At 71.0% G+C, this 18997-nt stretch carries 12 protein-coding genes and 1 tRNA gene; 5 read left to right on the top strand and 8 right to left on the bottom strand.

Translation table 11 applies throughout. From position 1 onward, the window contains the following. Window positions 1-45 precede the first annotated feature (45 nt). Window positions 46-516: a hypothetical protein gene (locus tag ACFO60_RS27355; RefSeq protein ID WP_380845249.1), complete on the top strand. Its 471-nt coding sequence runs from the start codon at window positions 46-48 to the stop codon at window positions 514-516. Between the two features lie 178 nt (window positions 517-694). Here the strand turns inward: ACFO60_RS27355 and ACFO60_RS27360 are convergent, their stop codons facing one another. The 5 genes from ACFO60_RS27360 to ACFO60_RS27380 form a co-directional block, all read right to left on the bottom strand. Further along, the gene (locus ACFO60_RS27360; protein WP_380845252.1) at window positions 695-2509 is read right to left on the bottom strand and encodes an ABC transporter ATP-binding protein; all 1815 of its coding nucleotides are present in this window, start codon (window positions 2507-2509) and stop codon (window positions 695-697) included. 46 nt (window positions 2510-2555) lie between these two features. Then, entirely contained in the window at window positions 2556-5762 is a 3207-nt protein-coding gene (locus ACFO60_RS27365; protein WP_380845255.1) for a lantibiotic dehydratase, read from the bottom strand. 19 nt (window positions 5763-5781) lie between these two features. Beyond that, window positions 5782-7116 (bottom strand): lanthionine synthetase C family protein, encoded by a 1335-nt coding sequence (locus ACFO60_RS27370; RefSeq protein WP_380845258.1) that lies wholly within the window; start codon window positions 7114-7116, stop codon window positions 5782-5784. A 139-nt stretch (window positions 7117-7255) separates the two neighbouring features. Next, the gene (locus ACFO60_RS27375; RefSeq protein ID WP_380845261.1) at window positions 7256-7426 is read right to left on the bottom strand and encodes an FDLD family class I lanthipeptide; all 171 of its coding nucleotides are present in this window, start codon (window positions 7424-7426) and stop codon (window positions 7256-7258) included. 160 nt (window positions 7427-7586) lie between these two features. Further along, window positions 7587-8552, bottom strand: a complete 966-nt coding sequence (locus tag ACFO60_RS27380) for an LLM class flavin-dependent oxidoreductase (RefSeq protein ID WP_380845264.1) — start codon at window positions 8550-8552, stop codon at window positions 7587-7589. 233 nt (window positions 8553-8785) lie between these two features. Between ACFO60_RS27380 and ACFO60_RS27385 the strand changes: the two genes are divergently transcribed. Then, complete coding sequence (locus ACFO60_RS27385) at window positions 8786-10063, top strand: pyroglutamyl-peptidase I (protein ID WP_380845542.1); 1278 nt, start codon at window positions 8786-8788, stop codon at window positions 10061-10063. Between the two features lie 149 nt (window positions 10064-10212). Here ACFO60_RS27385 and ACFO60_RS27390 read toward each other — a convergent pair whose 3' ends face one another. Beyond that, window positions 10213-11589, bottom strand: coding sequence for a glycoside hydrolase family 10 protein (locus tag ACFO60_RS27390; RefSeq protein WP_380845267.1), 1377 nt, complete (start codon window positions 11587-11589; stop codon window positions 10213-10215). Between the two features lie 699 nt (window positions 11590-12288). On the opposite strand from ACFO60_RS27390, the gene ACFO60_RS27395 reads away from it, so the two are divergent. Genes ACFO60_RS27395 through ACFO60_RS27405 form a run of 3 tightly spaced genes read left to right on the top strand, consistent with a single transcriptional unit; the run spans window position 12289 to window position 17040 of the window. Then, window positions 12289-14004, top strand: a complete 1716-nt coding sequence (locus ACFO60_RS27395) for a glycoside hydrolase family 3 protein (protein WP_380845270.1) — start codon at window positions 12289-12291, stop codon at window positions 14002-14004. Between the two features lie 25 nt (window positions 14005-14029). Beyond that, window positions 14030-15313, top strand: a complete 1284-nt coding sequence (locus ACFO60_RS27400; RefSeq protein ID WP_380845273.1) for an exo-beta-N-acetylmuramidase NamZ family protein — start codon at window positions 14030-14032, stop codon at window positions 15311-15313. Beyond that, window positions 15313-17040 (top strand): serine hydrolase, encoded by a 1728-nt coding sequence (locus ACFO60_RS27405; protein WP_380845276.1) that lies wholly within the window; start codon window positions 15313-15315, stop codon window positions 17038-17040. Before ACFO60_RS27400 ends, ACFO60_RS27405 begins: the two co-directional genes overlap by 1 nt. Before the next feature lie 609 nt (window positions 17041-17649). Here the strand turns inward: ACFO60_RS27405 and ACFO60_RS27410 are convergent. After that, a tRNA-Arg gene (locus ACFO60_RS27410) sits at window positions 17650-17721 on the bottom strand. 615 nt (window positions 17722-18336) lie between these two features. Beyond that, window positions 18337-18741, bottom strand: coding sequence for a C40 family peptidase (locus ACFO60_RS27415; protein WP_380845279.1), 405 nt, complete (start codon window positions 18739-18741; stop codon window positions 18337-18339). Between the last annotated feature and the right edge of the window lie 256 nt (window positions 18742-18997).

Here is an 18997-nt window from a genome sequence, read left to right on the forward strand (position 1 = left end):
TGGCTCCCGTTCGAGGACGCGCGATCCACCGGTGAAAGGAGCGGGATGCAGATCAAGACCGACGGTCAGGCGGATCCGGACGACTGGAGGTCCGGCATCGGTGACCTCGTCGCCGACATGTTCTCCTATTGGACATTCGGCCTGGGCAGCTACTCGGCGGGAGAATCCGACCGCGCTTACGGTCCCGTCAAGCTGGTGATCTGGACCGTGGTCGCGATCGGCGTGGCCGCCGCCGTGTCCGCGTTGCGCATCGCCCTGTTCGGCGAGCCGACCGCCGGCTGGGGCATCGCGCTGGTCCCGCTGATCATGCCGCTGGTCGGAGCCTTGGCGCACCGGCCCCGCCACTGGGTGCCCGGCCTGGTCCTCGGCGCGGGGGCGGGCGTGCTCACGGCCGTCGGCCTCGGCATCGACCTCGGCTCGTCGATCGGCTCGTTCTGGGGCGGGATGGCCGCGGTCTCCGCCGGCTTCCTGGTCTGCTCGATCGTGTTCGCCGCCGTCACCTGGAACCGCGGGTGAGCTCCGGCGGCGCCCGCCGTCCCCCGGCCGCCGTCTTGACGAGCCGCAGAGAAGACCGACGGGGGAACGCCCGCCTGGCCGGCGCGCAGGATGGACGCACCGGCCAGGCGAACCCTCGCCCCGGGGGTTCGACGCGCCACGCCGCGGCGCACCGCCGGGAGCGCGACGCGACGGGCCGTCAGGAGCGCGACTCGGCGGGCTGGTCGAGGTAGCCGGCCGCCTGGAGCCGGAAGAGCTTGGCGTAGACGCCGTCCCGCTCCATGAGCTCGAAGTGCGTCCCTTCCTCCAGCACCTTCCCGTGGTCGATGACCACGATGTGGTCGGCCACCCTGACGGTGGAGAAACGGTGGGCGATCAGCAGCGTCGTGGAACGGCCAACGATCTGGGCCAGCTGGCCGAAGACCTCGGCCTCCGCCTCGGCGTCGATCGCGGCGGTGGGCTCGTCGAGCACCACGATCGGCGAGTCGCGCAGGAAGGCGCGGGCGAGCGCGACCTTCTGCCACTGGCCTCCCGACAGCTGCCTGCCGCCCTCGAACCACCGGCCGAGCTGGGAGTCGAAGCCGTCCGGCAGCTCCTCGATGAACGGCAGCGCCCCCGCCTTGCCCGCCGCCCGGCGGATGCTCTCGATGTCGTCGAGCTCGGTCACGCGGCCGAAGCCGATGTTCTCCCGCACCGAGGCCTCGTACTGCACGAAGTCCTGGAAGATGACGCCGATGTTCCGGCGCAGGTCGGCGAGGTCGTACTCCTCGACCGGGATGTCGTCGATCAGGATCTGCCCGCTGGCCGGCGCGTAGAACCTGGCCAGGAGCTTGACCAGCGTGGTCTTGCCCGCGCCGTTCTGCCCCACCAGCGCCACGCAGCGCCCGGCCGGCAGCAGCATGCTCAGGTTCTGCAGCACCGGCGTGTCGGTCCCCGGGTAGGCGAAGCTGACGTCCCTGAACTCCACGCCCTTGGTGAGCTGCGCCGGGAACGGCCGGTGCCCGCTCGGCAGCGCGTCCTCGGGGATGTCGAGGAAGGAGAAGAGGTTCCCCAGGAACAGGTTGTGCTCGTAGAGCTGCGCGACGCCGCCGAACAGCGCTCCCAGGGCGTTCTGCACCAGCGTGATCGCGGCGATGTACCCGGCGAACTGCCCGATCTGCCCCGAGCCGACGGTCGTGGACACCGCGAACAGCACGGCCCCGCCCGCCGCGCCCACGCTGAGCAGCCCGAGCACCGCCGAGGCGACGGCCTGGCGCCCCTCCAGCGACCGGTCCACCGTGTAGAAGCGCCCGACCAGCGCGCGGAACCGGTCCAGGAAGAGCGGGCCGAGGTCGAACAGCCGGGTCTCCTTGAACGTGCGGTCGGTGGTGACCAGGTACTGCAGGTAGGTGGTCCTGCGCCGGTCGGCCGAGCGGTCGTGCTCGATCTTCCAGCCGATCCGGCCGTAGAACAGGTTCGCCACCATGGTCGGAACCGGGGCGAGCAGCACCACGAGCGCGACGCGGACGTCCCACGAGATCAGCACCACGGTCACCGAGACCAGCGAGACGGCGTTGGAGGTGACGGAGATCAGGTCCGCGAAGATCTGGTACGGACGGAACCCGGCCTCCCGCGAGGCCCGCTGAAGGCCGTCGTAGGTGGTGGGGTCCTCGAAGTGCCGTAGCTGGAGCCTGACGGCCTTGTCCATGATGCGCTCTTGGACCTGGTTGGCCATGCGGTACTGCAGCAACGTCTCAAGGTAGTTGCGCCCGACGGCGAAGAAGTGCCCCAGCGCCATCAGCCCCACGAGCAGGCCGCCGGCCGCGAAGGCCGCGTCCCTCCCGTTCCCGCTGCTCACCGCGTCGGCCACCGCCTGCACGGCCGTGGCCGTGACCTGGACGTTGATCGCCGGGATGACCGAGGTCACCGCGGTCATCGCCAGGACGCCGAGGACGTGGCGCGGATTGACCTCCCACAACAAGCGGAGCGCGCGCGTTATGTGCCTGGTCTGCTGCCGGTCCTGCGTGTCGGACACCGTCACCCTCTCTTTCGGACCTGCGTGTCGGACACCGTCGCTCTCCTCATCTTTCTGGACGCCCTCGGATGGCCCTGATGGCGAGCAGCCACAGGTGGTGCACGGCCCGCTCGCGGTCCTGGTCCATCCCGAGGAGCCGGTTGACCCGCATGTGGGCGAGGCTCGCGACGATGCGACGCTCGTCGCCGAGCAGGAGACCCCGCTCGGCGAGCCCGCGCACATGGGCGCCGGCGGCCGCGAACACCTCGCGCCGGCCCGCGAACACCTGGCCCAGCGTATGCAGATGTGCCCGGGCGACGGGGTCGGGATGCCGATCCCAGGGCACGAGCAGATCGCACAACGTGCGCTGGATCTCGCGGAACCTCTTGCGCAGCGCGTCGTCGATCTCGGTGCCGTGGACGTCGGCGATCACGATCGGGTCCAGCCCCCAGTCGCGGTACATGGTGTGGACGGCCATGACGCCCAGCACCTCCGGGTCCAGCCCGACCGCGCCCGTGCGCGTCAGCGTCACCAGGTCCGCCGTCACCTCGCTGTCGGCGGCGAAGACCTCCTCCAGCACGTCGATCGCGTGCGGCCCGCCGTACCGCTCCAGCTCCCTGTCGTAGCCGACCAGCGCCAGGTCCGACGCCAGCCCGGCCGCGACGCAGCCGCGCGCCCACGCGACGCAGCGGCCGGTCACCTGTGCCACGTCGGCCAGGTCCGCCGCGCGGACGCGGATGCGCAGGTGCGGGCCCGGGTCGCAGTAGCGGATGTAGAACCAGCGGTCGATCAGCCCGTCGGCGGCCAGCCCGGCCACCAGCTCGCCGAGCGGGCCGGCGATGACGTCGTCGTGCTGGGAGACCGCCGAGTACAGCTTGAGGTAGACCCACTCGTCCCCGACGAGCCGGCGGCGCGGCACGGCGGGCAGGTCGCGCGCGGGCGGCGCCGGCGGCGGCGCCGCCCTGCGCGCCAGCGCGGGTTCCCTGGCCAGGAGCGGCACCACGACCTCGCTGAGGTAACGGCCTCCCGCGGGGTCGTCCAGCCACGCCTCCTCGAGCGCCGGCAGCATCTCCTGGAGCATCACCCTGTTCCCCGCGCGCGCGGCGCGGGTCAGCTCGTCCGCAAGCTCCGCCACGCACAACGGGTGCGTGAGGTCCAGCAGGAGCCGGTTGTCCATCCAGGCCAGGTACACGTACCTGGGGACCTTCATGGCGCGGCGCCACGCCTGCAGCGCCGGGCCGAACTCGCCCTCCCCGATCATGCTCCGCGTGACCGTCCACTGCGCCGGTTGCAGGACGATCTTGCCGCGGACGACCCTGGGCAGGTACGGCGCGGCGGCGACCGGACCCCAGTCGAACCCCGCCGGCGGCAGGGCGCCGTCCTCGGACAGCTCGATCAGCGCGCGGCACACGTTCGGGGCGTTCTGCGCGCTCAGCATGTGGCTCTGGGTGACCCTGATCTCGCGGCCGTGCCGGGCGGAGCGCAGGTAGAACCGGTCGGCCGTGGCGCCCACCAGGATGTCGCCCAGCGGGATCCGCCGCTCGGGAGGCACCGACGGCGAGGTGTTGACGCAGATCTCGTAGCGCCGCAGCGGGGGGTGCACGGTGACGTTCCCTCCCCGGCCGTGCGGCGGGATGTAGCTCAGCTCGGCGAAGATCGCCGACGGGCAGAGCTCCTCCTCCGCGCGGGCGAACTCCTGCAGCGAGGCGATCGAGTCCTCGTCGAACAGGTCGAAGAACCGCCCGAACGTGCGGCCGCCGTCGCCCATCGCCCCGGGCGAGACGACCAGCCGGAACCGTCCGGCGTCGACGGCCTCCCTGGACTCCGCCGCGACCTGGGCGTACAGGTCCAGCGACGGCCGCAGGCCCGGCTGGGCTCCTCGCGAGCGCCACACCGTCAGCCGTTCGAGCAGCTCGTCGGTGAGCTCGACCTCGGCGAGCCCCCGGTGCAGGGCGTCGGCGGCCAGCGAGGCGACCACCATGTCCCGGCCGCGGTTCTCCTCCATCGGCACGGCCGCCAGCGGGACCGCGCGAGGCGGCATGGTGTACGTCGGCGGCGCGTCGAGCCCGGTCTCCGGGCTGAGCACCTCCAGCAGCGGGACCTCCGCGTCCACGCCGTACCGCTCCAGGAAGGCGGTGTGGTACTCCACGATGTGGTGGTACCGCTGGTGCTTGACGCCGACGCGCAGCAGCACCTCGGCGGCCTCGGCGGCCACCGCGCCGACCTCCCGCGACAGGCCGTCCTCCTCCAGCGCCAGCGCGGTGTCGACCTGATAGGTCTCCCTCGTGTGGCCCGGGGACATGGCCCGCTGGTGCTTCGACAACCCGTCCAGCGCCGCCACCGGCGCCATCCCGCGCGCGTCGTCGATCGCGTCGGCGAGCTCGCGCGCCCGGGCGAGCTCCGCGCGCACGGAGGCGGCGCCGTCGACGCCGTCCAGCCGCTTGAGCAGGTCCAGCTCGGGCATCGGCACGGTCATCGCCGGCCGCAGGTCGCTGATGAGCACGTGCAGGTCCCACAACTGGGCGACCAGGCCGCGTGCCTTGTCCTCGGTGGCGCCGGGCACCCGCGCGCGGATGGCGTCCACGATGTCGGCGTAGGTGGCGCCGGGGACGCACGCCGTCTCGAGCGCGACCTCCACCGGCGCGGTCGCCCGGAAGCCCACGTGCCGGTTGTCGGCGGTGCCGTGCACGTCGGCGAAGGACAGCACCGCCCGGTCGCCCACCCGGTAGAGCAGCGGGTTGACGCTCACGTGCAGGCCGTCCCGCAGGCTCTCGTCCCCCTCCAGCTCCTTGATCAGGGACAGCAGCCAGCCGGCGTCCGCGCGGGTGCGCGTGCGCGCCACCGGGTCAGGGGCCACGCGGGCCGAGGTGGCGTCGCCGAAGCGGCCCACGCCGACGGCCGAGAACAGCCCGTACGGGGTCGGCCTGCTGGTCATCCGGGTCACGTACCGCAGCAGCGTGGAGTACGACCTGGCCGACCGTTTGGCGTCCGCGCCGGACAGGTGGGCGAGGCCCGCGGTCATGCTGGGGCTGGCCACGTGGAGGGCCTGCACCACGCGGGGGTGCTCGCTGAGCTCCCTGAGGCGCTCGCGCGCGGCGCCCGCGACCGCGTCCTGCGCCGCGACGCTCGCCGCGGCGTCGGCGACACCCGTCGTGGCGTCCTGCGCGGTGTCCGCCGCGAGGATGCCGGTGAGCCGCTGGACGGGCATGGTGGGGGCGCGCAGCAGGAAGAAGCCCGCCGGTCGGTAGAGCCCCGGATCGGAGGTGGTGGTCATCGTTGTCCCTCTCGGTCCGTCAGCCGATGAGCAGCGCCCGCTCCCATCCAGCGGGCAGGGGCGTGGAAACCGACCACAGGGCGAGCGCGACGCCCGCGGCGCCGGTGAGCAGCGCGGGACTGTCGAGCAGGACTCCGGGCTGCTCCAGGTCCTGCACGCCGAGCGGCAGCCCGGGGTCGCAGTGCTCCAGCACGGCCTGGGTCAGCACGGGCAGCATCCGCCGTGCCACGGCGCTGCCGGTGTCGCGGGCGAACCGCGCGCAGATCGCCAGCATCCCGGCCGCGCCGTGGCACAGCGTGGCCGAGCCGAAGTGCACATGGTCGGTGAGGCGGCGCAGCACGCCCTCGACGGCCAGCACCGCGAACTCGCGCAGTTCCGGGTCGTCGAGCGCGGTCGCCGCGTGGAGGAGGGCGCACGCCACCCCGGGCGGCCCGTAGCACCAGGCGTTGCGCGCGGGCGACAGCCCGTGCCGGTGCTCCTCGCCGGACTCCGTCAGCGGGATGCCCATCGGCCAGGTGGGGCCGTGGTCGTCCATCAGCGCGGCGCCGACCACGTAGTCGGCCACCTGCCTGATCGTCGCGAGGAGCCTGTCGTCCCCGTGGCCGGCGACGCGGGCCAGGGACAGCGCGGCGAGCGGCCCGGGCACGCCGTGGGCCAGGCCGAGGTTGACGTACCCGTGGGGGAAGGTCTCGTGGTAGTCCTCGGCCGGGTAGAACTCGGGCTGGATGAACCACGGGCGCTTGCCGTCCCGCGGCGCGCACAGCCACATGAGGTCGTCGAGCAGCCGGTCGGCGGCCTCCTTCACGGCCGGGTCGGCGGGGTCGGCGGCCGCCACCCGCACGAGGCCGCTCGCGGCGCCCACGATCACGTCGTAGTCCCGGTCGGCCACGCCGTCGTCGCGCCGCCAGGAGGGCGTCCCGGCCACCTGCTCGCACAGTTTGCGGTCCAGGTTGCGCAGTCCGTTCGAGTAGCGCGGGTCCTCGCCCGCCGCGTCGGCCACCGCGAACGCCAGGCCCGCCGAGCCCGCGGCCAGCCCGATGTCCATCAGCGGGACCTCGTGCGTGCCGCGCACGGCGACGAGCAGGTGCTCGTGGGCGAGCTCGCGCCACCGCTCCGCCTCGTCGGTCAGCACCCGGGCGGCCTGCCGGAACAGCACGGCGCTCCCCGCGTGTCCCGCGTACAGGGAGGCGCCGCCCCATCCGTAGGGGTAGCGGGCGGTCTCCTCCGCCTGGGCCACCGCCGCCCGCACGACCTCGGGGTCGGCGAGCCTGTTCGCGATCAGCTCGGCCGTCTTCCCGGCCTCGGCGGCGAGCGCCCGGTCGGTGACCGGCTCGGACGCAAGTGATGCGCTCACGGATCTCCTATCGCTTGTGACGGAGCGAGGCCATAATGAGGAGGCCGCCGCCCCCGGGCGTTGGGGCGCTGCGAGGACGGCGACCTCTCGTGATGGGCCCGCCGTGATACCGACGCGACGGGCCCGTCTAACTAGGCGTTCAGCAGGAGATCGGGCACTGCGAGATGCAGCTCACGCAGGTGCAGCTCCGGCAGGTCACGCGGGTGCAGACCAGCCGCGTCACCAGGCTGATGGAGTCGGGCTCGGCGACGGCGCCGGGCGTGGCGACGCGGACGTCCAGGTCGAACTGGTCCTTGGCAATGGCAGACATGTGTCTTCCACCTTTCCGGATTCCGATTGGGGCTGGCACATGTGACGTACGGAAAGCAGCGGCGGCCATTCAGCGCGCGCGGTAATCACCCCCGCGTGACTTCCCGTCTTCGACGTCGACCTCTGTCACACGTCTTCATCCTCGCCGGGCGGCCGCACCGCTATCTATTGTCGATTACGCCCATTTTTCGGAGGGCCTCCAACACCTCGGTGAGGTCGTCCGTTGCGGCCCGCACGCCCTCGGTCGCCAGCACTCCACCGGGGTTCAGCACCACCTCCGACGCGCCCGCTGCGAAGAAGCCGCGCAGCCGGTCGGCGATCTCCTCGGGCGCGCCGGTGACGAACACCCCGGCCTCCAGCAACTCCCGGGGGGCCGTGGGGTCGCTCACTCCGGCGCGGCGCAGCATGTCGGCATAGTGGTCGGCCTCCACATGCGCGGCCGTCGCCACGCGGACGAGTCGATGGACGTCCCGCCCCGGACGGTCGACGGCCACGTGGACCGCGGACACCACACGCGGAGGCCGGGGACGCCCGTGCGCCCCCTCCCGTAGCGCGGGCGCGAGCACCTTTCCCAGGTAGTCCGGCGGGACCAGCCAGGTGATCGCCACGTCCGCGACCGCGCCGGCGGTACGTGCCATCGCGGGCCGCAGGACGCCCGCCCCCACCTCGACCGGGGGATGTTCGGCGGGCACCAGCATGCCGCGCACCGTGAAGTGCTCCCCGTCGCGGGCGACGGCCCGCCCGTCGAGCAGGGCCCGCATCGCGGACAGGTACTCTCCGACGGCACGGCGCGGGCTGCTGTACGGCCGGCCGGCGAGGTTCTCCACGAAGATGGGATCACCTGCGCCGAACCCCGCGACATACCCCTTTCCGGTCAGCACCGCCAGCGACCGCGCCTCCAGGGCGGCCTGGTAGGGATGGCGCAGCGGCATCAACGTGACGCTGGTGCCGAGCGGCACCCGCAGCCCCCGCCCCGCCAGGTAGGCCGCCGCGAGATGGCTGTCGACATTCAGGGACTGACCGAGCCACAACCGCTCGAGCCCTTCCCGGAGCACGAACTCGGCGAAGGGCACGACCGTCTCGGGGTGGCGCACTTGCAACGGGAATACCACCGAAATATCAGACATTCCCCCATCGTCACCGCCCCTCCCCTGCCGGACAATTGTCACTCCCGCCGACCTGCCGGGGAGCTCCCGCACACACGCCCAGAGGTCTCGGCCGTACGGCGGAAGACCGGATGCGAATGCGGGAGTCGTCGATGGGACATCCACAATTTCCGTCGCGACCTGTCAGTCTCTATTGTCATGATCCGAGGTGAAATGGAGACTTGTGCCTTGACCATTGCCGCTGGAAAGAGGGGATCTGCGTGCGAGGGCTGAGTGCAAGGCTGGCCGTATCCATCGTCTCGATCATCGTGACCGCCGCGCCGGCCGCGGCGCCCGCGCTCGCCGCGGAGACCGCGCCTTGCGTGGACACCTCGGCGACGCTCACCGTCGAAGAGCAGCGCCTCACCAGGGCCGTGCCGCAGGAGATCCTCCGGCGTGCGGGCTTCGACCCGGTGGCCTCCGAGTTCGCCCAGGCACTGTGTGCGGCGAGTTCGTACCGGGAGGCGCAGCGGGTCGTCACGGCGCATGGGCAGCGGTTGTGGCGGCGCGCGGTGGATCGGGCGCAGGGACGCGGCCTTCCGGGCGGAGACCTGAGCCGGGATGACGACCGGCCGCTGTACTGGGCGCGGCTCGGGATGACCGGCGTGCTGCGGCGGTGGCGTCCCGCGTTCGAGCTCTCCGGGCCCGGACGCGAGAAGCTGCTCCATCGCCTGGAGCGCGGCTCGCGCGGTCAGGACGCCATCCGCTTCACCGGCGGGAAGGGCGTGAAGCGGGTGCTGGTCACCGGCTTCGACCCCTTCACCCTTGACCGGGACATCCGGATCAGCAATCCGTCCGGCGCCACCGCGCTGGCGCTCGACGGCACGACCGTACGGACGGGCGCGGGCCTGATCAGGATCGAGACCGCCGTGTTCCCGGTCCGCTGGGGCGACTTCGCCGATGGCATGGTGGAACGGGCGCTGCGCCCGCATCTGCCGCGGGCCGACCTGTTCGCGACGGTCAGCCAGGGGCGGGTCGGCCGGATCGACGTCGAACGCTTCAACGGGGCCTGGCGGGGCGGTTTCCCGGACAACGAGAACGCGTCGTCGACCGGGACGATTCCCGTGTCCGATCCCGCCCGGCAACCCCAGTGGACGGTCACCACGCTCCCGTACAAGGACATCGTGGCCGCCTCGACAGGCCGCTTCCCGGTGTACGACAACACCCAGGTGGCCGAGATCCCGGCGGGCGCGACCGATCCCGTGGTGCGGCCGGACGGTCCTACCGAGGGCTCCACCGCGCGGAGCGGCGGCGGCGGCGACTATCTGTCCAACGAGATCGCGTACCGGGCGACACTGCTGCGCGACCGGCTCCGCCTCGACATTCCGGGCGGCCATGTGCACACCCCGGTCCTGCAGTTCGGCGCGGACAACACCGATCCGGCGACGGGCGCGGTCACCGATCCGGACTTCGTGCGGAACCGGCTGGACATCATCGATCAGATCCGCGCGATCATCGTCGTGGCGGCCGACGCCGATCGCGCGGGAAGGTGAGCGGCCGGTACGCGAGCCGCGGGTGACGACGAGCAGATGAGAAAGGGCGGGTCTCCGTAAGACCGGAGACCCGCCCGTTCCTTCGCCGTTCGCTGGTCAGCGACGAGAGCCGCCGACCAGGGAGAACTCCCGGCTCATCTGACGATGGGTCAGGAGCAGGTGGCGGTGGGGGTGGCCGCGGAGCCGTTGGCGGTGAAGCCGAAGGTGGTGGAGCCGTTCGCCGCGATGGAGCCGTTGTAGGCGGCGTTGCGGACGGTCACGCTGGAGCCGGACACGGTCTGCGTGCCGTTCCACAGGCTGCTGATGCTCTGCCCGCCCGGCCAGGTCCACTGCACGGTCCAGCCGCTGACCGGGGAGTTGCCCGCGCGGACCGTCACCGTCGACTGGAATCCGCCCGGCCAGGTGTTGGTCGTCTCGATCGTCGCCGAACACGTCCCAGGAACCGGAGTCGGCGTCGGAGTCGGAGTCGGCGTGGGCGTGGGGTTCGGGGTGGGCGTCACCGTGGGAGTCGGAGTCGGAGTCGGGGTGGGTGTGGGGTTGGGGGTGGCGGCGTTGAGGGCGTTGAGGACGGAGTTGTAGGCGGCCTTCTTGTTGCCGCTGCCGTCGAACAGCAGCGCGGTGGCGCCGGAGCCGAGCCAGGAGTCGGTGTCGCGGACGCCCCAGACGGTGATGCCGGCGCAGCGGGGCACGGCCAGGCAGTCGTTGGTGACGGCCTGGTAGGTGCTGGCCGAGCCGCCCTGGATGTCCAGTTCGGTGATCTGGACGTCGACGCCGAGGGCGGCGAAGCTGGAGATGGTGGTGCGGTAGTTGGAGTTGTAGGCGCTTTGGCCGTTGAAGTGGGACTGCAGGCCGACGCAGTCGATGGGCACGCCGCGGGACTTGAAGTCGCGGACCATGTTGTAGACGCCCTGGGTCTTGGCCCAGCTCCAGTTGTCGATGTTGTAGTCGTTGTAGCAGAGCTTGGCGGCGGGGTCGGCGGCGCGGGCGGTGCGGAAGGCGACCTCGATCCAGTCGTTGCCGGTGCGCTGGAGGTTGGAGTTGCGCCGGCCGCCGTTGCTGTCGTCGAAGGCCTCGTTGACGACGTCCCAGGCGTAGATCTTGCCCTTGTAGTGGCCCACCACACCGTTGATGTGGTTGATCATCGCCTGGCGCAGCGAGCTGCCTTCCATCCCCTTCATCCAGTTGGGCTGCTGGTTGTGCCAGGCCAGCGTGTGCCCGCGCACCCGCTTGCCGTTCTGCACGGCCCAGTTGTAGACCCGGTCACCGCTGGAGAAGTTGAACTGGTTCTGGTTGGGCTCGGTGGCGTCGATCTTCATCTCGTTCTCGGCCGTCACCATGTTGAACTCGCGGTTCGCGAGGCTGGTGTAGGCCGAGTCACCGAGCTTGCCCGAGGCGATGGCGGTGCCGAAGTACCGGCCGCTCTGCGCGGCGGCCGCGCCGAGCGTGCTCGCGGCGGCGCCGGCGGGGAGCGTCGACGTCAGCGCCGTGATCGTGCCGAGTACACCGAGGGCACAGGCGAGCAGCATCCGGCGTGTGTTGCGTGATCGCCGGGATCGATCCAGGGGGGTGGCGTTCGTACTCATGCCTGAGCCTCCACAACTGAGTCACGGAATAGCGGAAACGCGGCGACGCCCAGCGTGCTCGACGCCCCACCCATGACCGGGAACGCGCACCACGAGGACGCCACAGAAGGAGATCCCCGCCGTCGGACCGCCGATCAGGCAGCGGGAGAGCGCCTCGGGGATTCAGTGTGGAAACCTGCCCGAAATGTGTCAAGACCGTCATGAAACTTTCGGAAGCATTCACCTTGCATAAATGCCTATTTCTATGCTTCTACTCCTGTCCCGGCCTGCTCGAATGTCGCGGCGGCCGCGTTATGCCCGGACGAAACATCCTGATGAAAATTTCACCAGCATCGGGACCCCTCGCATCCGGCGCCCTCTCCTCGATGCCGTCCAGGTGAAGGTCCGGCGACGGACAGGTCACCCACCCGGCCCATCGCCGGACAGACCCCGTACCGGAAAGCGTTGACCATCCAGTCAGACGTAAGTAACTTCCAGACATCACGACCTTGCATGAAATTTACCTACATGCGAGGGGTTGGAGGACGGATGCGGTACCGGCGGTCACTGGCTCTGGCGGCGGCGGTGGTTCTCGGGGCGGGAACGGCTCCGGCCGTTCACGCCGACGGAAAGGACTCCTGGATCCTCCGCAAGATCACGAGCATGAGTCTCGAGGAGAAGGTCGGGCAGCTGTTCGTGGCGGACGTCTACGGCGAGAGCGGGGACACGACCGCCCCGGCCGATGTGGCGTCGAACCAGGCGATGTACGGGCCGGACGTCAGGAACGGCGACGATCTCGTCGCCAAGTACAAGCTCGGCGCGATTCTCTACTTCCGGTGGGCGAACAACCTGAACGACCCCGTCAAGACGGCGGGGCTCTCCAACGACCTGCAGCGGGCGGCGCTGGCCCAGCCGGCGAGGATCCCGCTGCTGATCGCCACCGACCAGGAGCACGGCGCCGTCTACCGGCTGGACGAGCCGTTCACCGCGTTCCCCGGGCAGATGGCGCTCGGGGCGACCCGCAGCGCGGGCGAGGCGCTCGCCGCGGGCGTGGTCACCGGCCGGGAGCTGACCGCGCTCGGCGTCAACCAGGACTACGCGCCGGTCGCCGACGTCAACATCAACCCGGGCAACCCGGTGATCGGCGTCCGCTCGTTCGGGGAGAACACCGAGCTGGTGTCCAAGCTGACGCGCGCCTCCGTCCTCGGCCTGGAGCAGGGCGGCGTCTCGGCGAGCCTGAAGCACTTCCCCGGCCACGGCGACACGGTCACCGACAGCCACACCGGCGTGCCGTGGATCTTCCACACGAAGGAGCAGTGGCGGAAGATCGACGCGCCGCCCTTCCGGGCGGGCATCGCCGCCGGCGCCGACATGGTCATGACGGCGCACGTCGTCGTGCCGTACCTGCAGAGCGACTGCGACGTGGAGACCCAGCAGGGGTGCGACCCCGCGACGCTCGACCCCGAGATCATGACCGGGCTGCTGCGCGGCGAACTCGGCTACGACGGCGTCGTGGTCACCGACTCGCTGTCCATGCAGGGCGTGCGCGACAAGTACGGCGACGACCGCGTCCCGGTGCTCGCGCTCAAGGCCGGGGTCGACCTGCTCATGATCGTCGACGACACGGCGAGCACGATCTCGCTGGACGTCGCCTACAACGCGGTGCTGAACGCCGTCCGCTCGGGCGAGCTGACCGAGGAGCGCATCGACGAGTCCGTCTACCGGGTCCTACGCTTGAAGAAGCAGCGCGGTTTCTTCACAAGTGATCGGCAGGTCGACGAGGGCAAGGTGCTCCGCCGCCTCGGCGCCCCGGCGCACAAGGCGCTCGCTCGCGTGGTCGCCGGCCACAGCGTGACGCTCGTGCGCAACGACGCCGGCGCGCTGCCGCTGACGAACACCGGGCAGCGGGTGCTGGTGACCGGCTACCGCAACGTCACGCCGCCGTCCGTCAAGATCCCGCCGGCCGAACGGCTCGCCAAGGCGATCGGCGACCTCGGGGTCACCACCGAGCTGTTCGAGACGGGGACCGCCCCGGCCCAGGCCACCATCGACGCCGCGGTGGCCAAGGCCCGCGCCAGTGACCAGATCGTGGTGACCACGGTGAACTCCAAGAGCTCGGCCGCCCAGCGCAACCTGGTCAACGCGCTGCTCGCCACCGGCAAACCCGTCGTCGTCGTCGCCGCCCGGAACCCGTACGACATCGCGGACTTCCCCGGCGCCCCGGCGTACCTCGCGACGTACTCGTGGGAGAGGCCGGCGATGGAGGCCGCGGCACGGGTGCTGTTCGGCCGGGCCGACCCCACCGGCAGGCTCCCGGTGACGATCCCGGCCGCCGACGGCTCCGTCCTGTATCCCTATGGACACGGCCTGAGGTACTGACCCTCCCAGAACGGAGCACCACGCGATGGGCCACCTCTTCTCCAGGCGGGCGCTGCTGTCCACCGCGGCCGTGACCATGGCCGGGACGGGCATGGGCGTCCCGCCGCCCGGCCGCCGTCCACGGCCCGGCGGACTCCGGACCGGCGTCCAGATCCTGATGGACGGCGACTACCGGCTCGTGGAAGGCCAGAAGGCCGGCATCGTGACCAACCCCACCGGCATCCTGCCCGGCCTCGTCCACGAGGTCGACGTCATGGCCGCCGACGACAAGATCGACCTCGTCGCGGTGTTCGGCCCCGAGCACGGGTTCCGGGGCACGGCCCAGGCCGGAGGCTCCGAAGGTTTCCACGTGGACGAGCAGACCGGGCTTCCGGTCTACGACACCTACCTCAAGAGCGGCCAGGCGCTGGCCGACATCTTCACCAGGTCGGGCGTGGACACGGTCATGTTCGACATCCAGGACGCGGGCGCCCGCTTCTACACCTACATCTGGACGCTGTTCGACTCCATGGAGGCCGCCGCGCTGGCCGGCAAGCGGTTCGTCGTCCTCGACCGGCCCAACCCGATCACCGGCCGCCGGGCCCGCGGGCCGGTCATGACGCCGGAGTTCGCCACGTTCGTCGGCCGGGAGGCGATCTCCCAGGCGCACGGCATGACCGTCGGCGAGCTGGCGAAGCTGTTCAACGCCGAGTTCCTGGACCGGCCCGCCGATCTCACGGTCGTGGAGATGCGCGGCTGGAAGCGGGACATGGCCTACGAGGACACCGGCCTGCCCTGGGTCATGCCGTCGCCGAACATGCCGACCGTGGACACCGCGTTCGCCTACCCGGGCACCTGCATGTTCGAGGGCACCAACCTGTCGGAAGGGCGCGGCACGACCCGGCCCTTCGAGCTCATCGGCGCCCCGTACGCCGACCACCGATGGGCGGACGCGCTCAACGCGCTGCGCCTGCCCGGCACCGGATTCCGGCCGGCGTACTTCACGCCCACGTTCTCCAAGCACGCGAACACACTGTGCGGCGGGGTGCAACTGTACGTCACGGACCGGAAGGCATTCGACCCGGTCAAGACGGGCATCGCGATGCTCGTCACGGTGAGGCGGCTCCACCCGGGCGACTTCGCCTGGCGGTACGACACCTCCGACCCCGCCCGGCCGTACTGGATCGACAAACTGACCGGCTCGCCCCAGGTACGGACCGACATCGACGCGGGGAAGGACCCGGACGAGGTCGAGGCCGGCTGGGCCGGCGCGCTCAAGGCGTTCACCGAGACGCGCGAGAAACACCTGATCTACCGCGAAGGGCACTAGTGGCCCGGCCCTTGCCCGTCCTCCTGGTCGCGGTGGCGCTCACCGCGGCGACTCCCCTGTCCGCGGCGGCGGCCGCCGCGGGGCCTCCGACCGTCACCGCCGGCGACGTGCGCTTCGCCCACGACAAGCTGCGGTACGGCGACGCCGGCATGGCGGGGCTGACCTCCGAGTACGTGGACCGGATCGCGGCCGACGCCGCCGGGTTCATGGAGCCGTCGCCGGCGCGGCCGCTCTACGCGGGCGCGGTCGTGATCGCGGGCCGGGGCGGCGTGATCGCGACCCACGAGGCGATGGGCAAGGCGGTGCGCTACGCCGACTCGGTGCCCACCGAACTGCCGCCCGACCAGCAGATCCCGATGCGCAGGGACACGATCTTCGACATGGCGTCGGTGTCCAAGCTGTTCACCTCGATCGTGGCCGTCGGGCAGATCGAACAGGGCCGCATCGGGCTCGACACCCCGGTGACCGCGTACATCCCGGAGTTCGCGGCGAACGGCAAGGGCGGAATCACGGTCCGGAACCTGCTCACCCACACCTCGGGGCTGCCGGCGTGGATACCGCTGTACAACCAGCCGACCATCGGGGAACGGTACGCCGCGGCCTGGAACGTCGCGCCGACGAACCCGCCGGACACGGTCTACCGCTACTCCGACCTCAACCTGATCACCCTCGGGGTGATCGTGGAGCGGGTGACCGGCAAGCGGCTCGACGCGGTCGTCGAGGAGAACCTGACCGGGCCGCTCGGGATGCGCGACACCGGATACAACCCCCGCCCGGCGCTGAAACCGCGGATCGCCGCCACCGAGTACCAGACCACGACGGAGCCCGACCGCGGCATGGTGTGGGGCCAGGTGCACGACGAGAACGCCTGGTCGCTCGGCGGGGTCGCGGGCCACGCCGGGGTCTTCTCGACGGCGTACGACATGGCGATCCTGGCCCAGACGCTGCTGAACGGCGGTCACCACGGCCGGGCGCGCGTCCTGTCGGAGGACTCCGTGCGGCTGCTGCTGACGAACTTCACCACCGCCTTCCCCGGCGACTCGCACGGCCTCGGCTTCGAGCTCGACCAGCGGTGGTACATGGACGGGCTCTCCTCACCGGTGACCGGCGGGCACACCGGCTACACCGGGACGTCGTTCGTCATCGACCCGCTGTCCGGCTCGTTCGTGATCCTGCTGACCAACCGGGTGCACCCGAGCAGGGACTGGGGCTCCAACAACCCGGCCCGCCGGGCGGTCGCCCGTGACCTGGCGCTGGCCGTTCCCGTGCGGCCGGCCGAGGGGCGGGACGCGTGGTTCTCCGGAGCCGGGGACGCCCGGACGGCGACGCTCACGCTGCCGGTCGGCACACCGCGCGGCGGACGGCTGTCCTTCGCCCTCTGGTACGACACGGAGGCCGGATCCGACATCGGCTCCCTGGAGGCCGGCACCGACGGCGGGACCACCTGGAGCCCGGTGCCGATGGAGCTGAGCGCGGGCCCGCACCGGTGGTCGTCGGACGGCACGTTCTCGGGTTTCCAGGGACGCCAGTGGCTGCGCGCGGATGCCCTCCTCCCGGCCGGGACCACCGGGCTGCGGTGGCGCTATGTGAGCGACGCGCTCTACCAGGGCCGCGGCGTGTACGTGGACAAGGTGCGCATCAGCGGGCCCGGGGTTCACTTCGACGATCAGAACCCGCACGACGCGGCCCTGTTCGCCCCCGACGGCTGGACCCGCTCCCCCCATTGACCCCCACTCACGACAAGCGGCATGCCCTCTCTCAGACCGGTTCCGCTGGAGGGTGCGCGGACTCCCGCAAAGATCCCGCTGGAGGGTGCGCCGACTCCTGCGAAGATCCGACTGGAGGATGCACGGACTCCTGCGAACACGCCGGCCAGGCCCACGTGAACGTGATCTCCTCGGCCCCTGGCAGATCAAGCCGAAATCCGCCCTGTCGGACAAGAACCCCAATGAAGATCGTCTCGTACCCGGCATCCGTGCTCTCTTCTCCGTGGAACCGTCCCCCGCCTCAGGGGCGGATCCGATCTGCAGGTCTTGCGGCGTGGCGAAAGGCTCAACAGCCTCCACGACACGGCATCCGCCAGATAGTGACGCGCCTCGCAAGGAGACCGATCAGTGCTATCGGCCGGCACGAGGCGGACAGGCGCCCGGCGCCCGGTGCCGCAGAAGCATGCGGGCGCTGCCGCATAACGATGAACCAAGATCCCTTTTGGGTCGCATCTGGTCCAGGACCAGCACGCGTCAACGAGAACGGGCGGGACTCCGTGAGACTGGAGGCCCGCCCGTTCGTGTGTCGTTCGTCCTGGTCAGCGGCCGAAACCGCTGGTCAAGATCGTGTGCCCCCTGCAAGATTCGAACTTGCGCTCCCGGCTCCGGAGGCCGGTGCTCTATCCCCTGAGCTAAGGGGGCTCATCGAGTGGTAAGGCTACCAGCATCTGGAGGTCCTCCGTTACTCAGAAACCCGGCGCCGACCGAAGAAGCTCGCGATGACACGTATCCCACGCCATGATCAGGCTCCCCACCACCGGACAGGGCATCTCAGTGGACCGCCCACCTGGCTCATCTAGGTCACCAGCCTTGCCACGTAGGTCACCAGCCTTGCCACGGCGGACGCGACCCGCGTGCGGTGTGTCACCGTCGCGGAGTTCTACGCGCCGGCGGATTGGGGGCATCTCGGGGGAGAGTCGCCCGGAGTCGTGATCGGGGTTCTCCACGCCGACGGATCGGAGACTGCGCTTGCTGTTCCATGGCCGCCTTCAGTGACGCAGGATGGCACCTGCCTGGTCGTGGACGTGGGATGGTCGCCGTCACGGTGACGGGGCCGGCCCGCGACCGGCGACCAGCGCATCGCCACCCGCCACCTGCCATCCGCGACCAGCGAACGGCGACCCGCGACCCACGACCGGCCACCGGCGACCCGCGATCGGCCACCGGCCACCCGCGACCCGCGATCGGCGATCGGCGATCGGCGATCGGCGATCGGCCGAATGTCCGGCCCTTGGCGGCTGGGGGTCTGCCGCGGGCTCACTCGCCTGGACGGATGGCTCCCCGGTAGCGCGCTCGGTAGTAGCTGGAGTGGGCGAAGTCGACGGTTCGGACGATGTCACCGGACTTCGGGGCGTGGACCATCATGCCGTTCTTGAGGTAGATGCCGACGTGGGTGGGATCTCCCGTCCCGCCGCCGAAGAAGAGCAGGTCGCCCTCTTTGAGCCTGGAGAAGGGGATCTTGGCGCCTTTGGCGAACTGGCTGCCGGTGTAGTGCGGAAGGGAGACCCCTGCCCGGGACCATGCGTAGAGCGCCAGCCCTGAGCAGTCGAACCCGCCACCTGTCGCCCCGGCCCGCGACCCTCCGCCCCAGACATACGGCGTGCCGATCTGCTGGACGGCCGCCCGCGCCGCGATGGCTCCGGCCGCCCGCCGTGACCGCAAACCCGACCGATCACTGACCACCTGCCCCCTCGAACGCGTGGCAGACCGGCCGCCGGCCTCCCGGCCCATCGAAGGCGAGGCCGATCGGTCGCCGACCACCTGCCTCTTCGACCGCGAGGCCGATCGGTCCCCGACCACCGGCCTGTTCGACGGCCGGGCCGGTCGGTTATTGACCTCCCGCCCCTTCGAACGCGGGGCCGATCGGTCGTTGAGCACCGGCCCCCTCGAACGTGAGGAGGAGCGGTCGCTGACGATG

It is taken from the genome of Sphaerisporangium dianthi (genome assembly GCF_042654065.1).
GTDB lineage: Bacteria > Actinomycetota > Actinomycetes > Streptosporangiales > Streptosporangiaceae > Sphaerisporangium > Sphaerisporangium dianthi.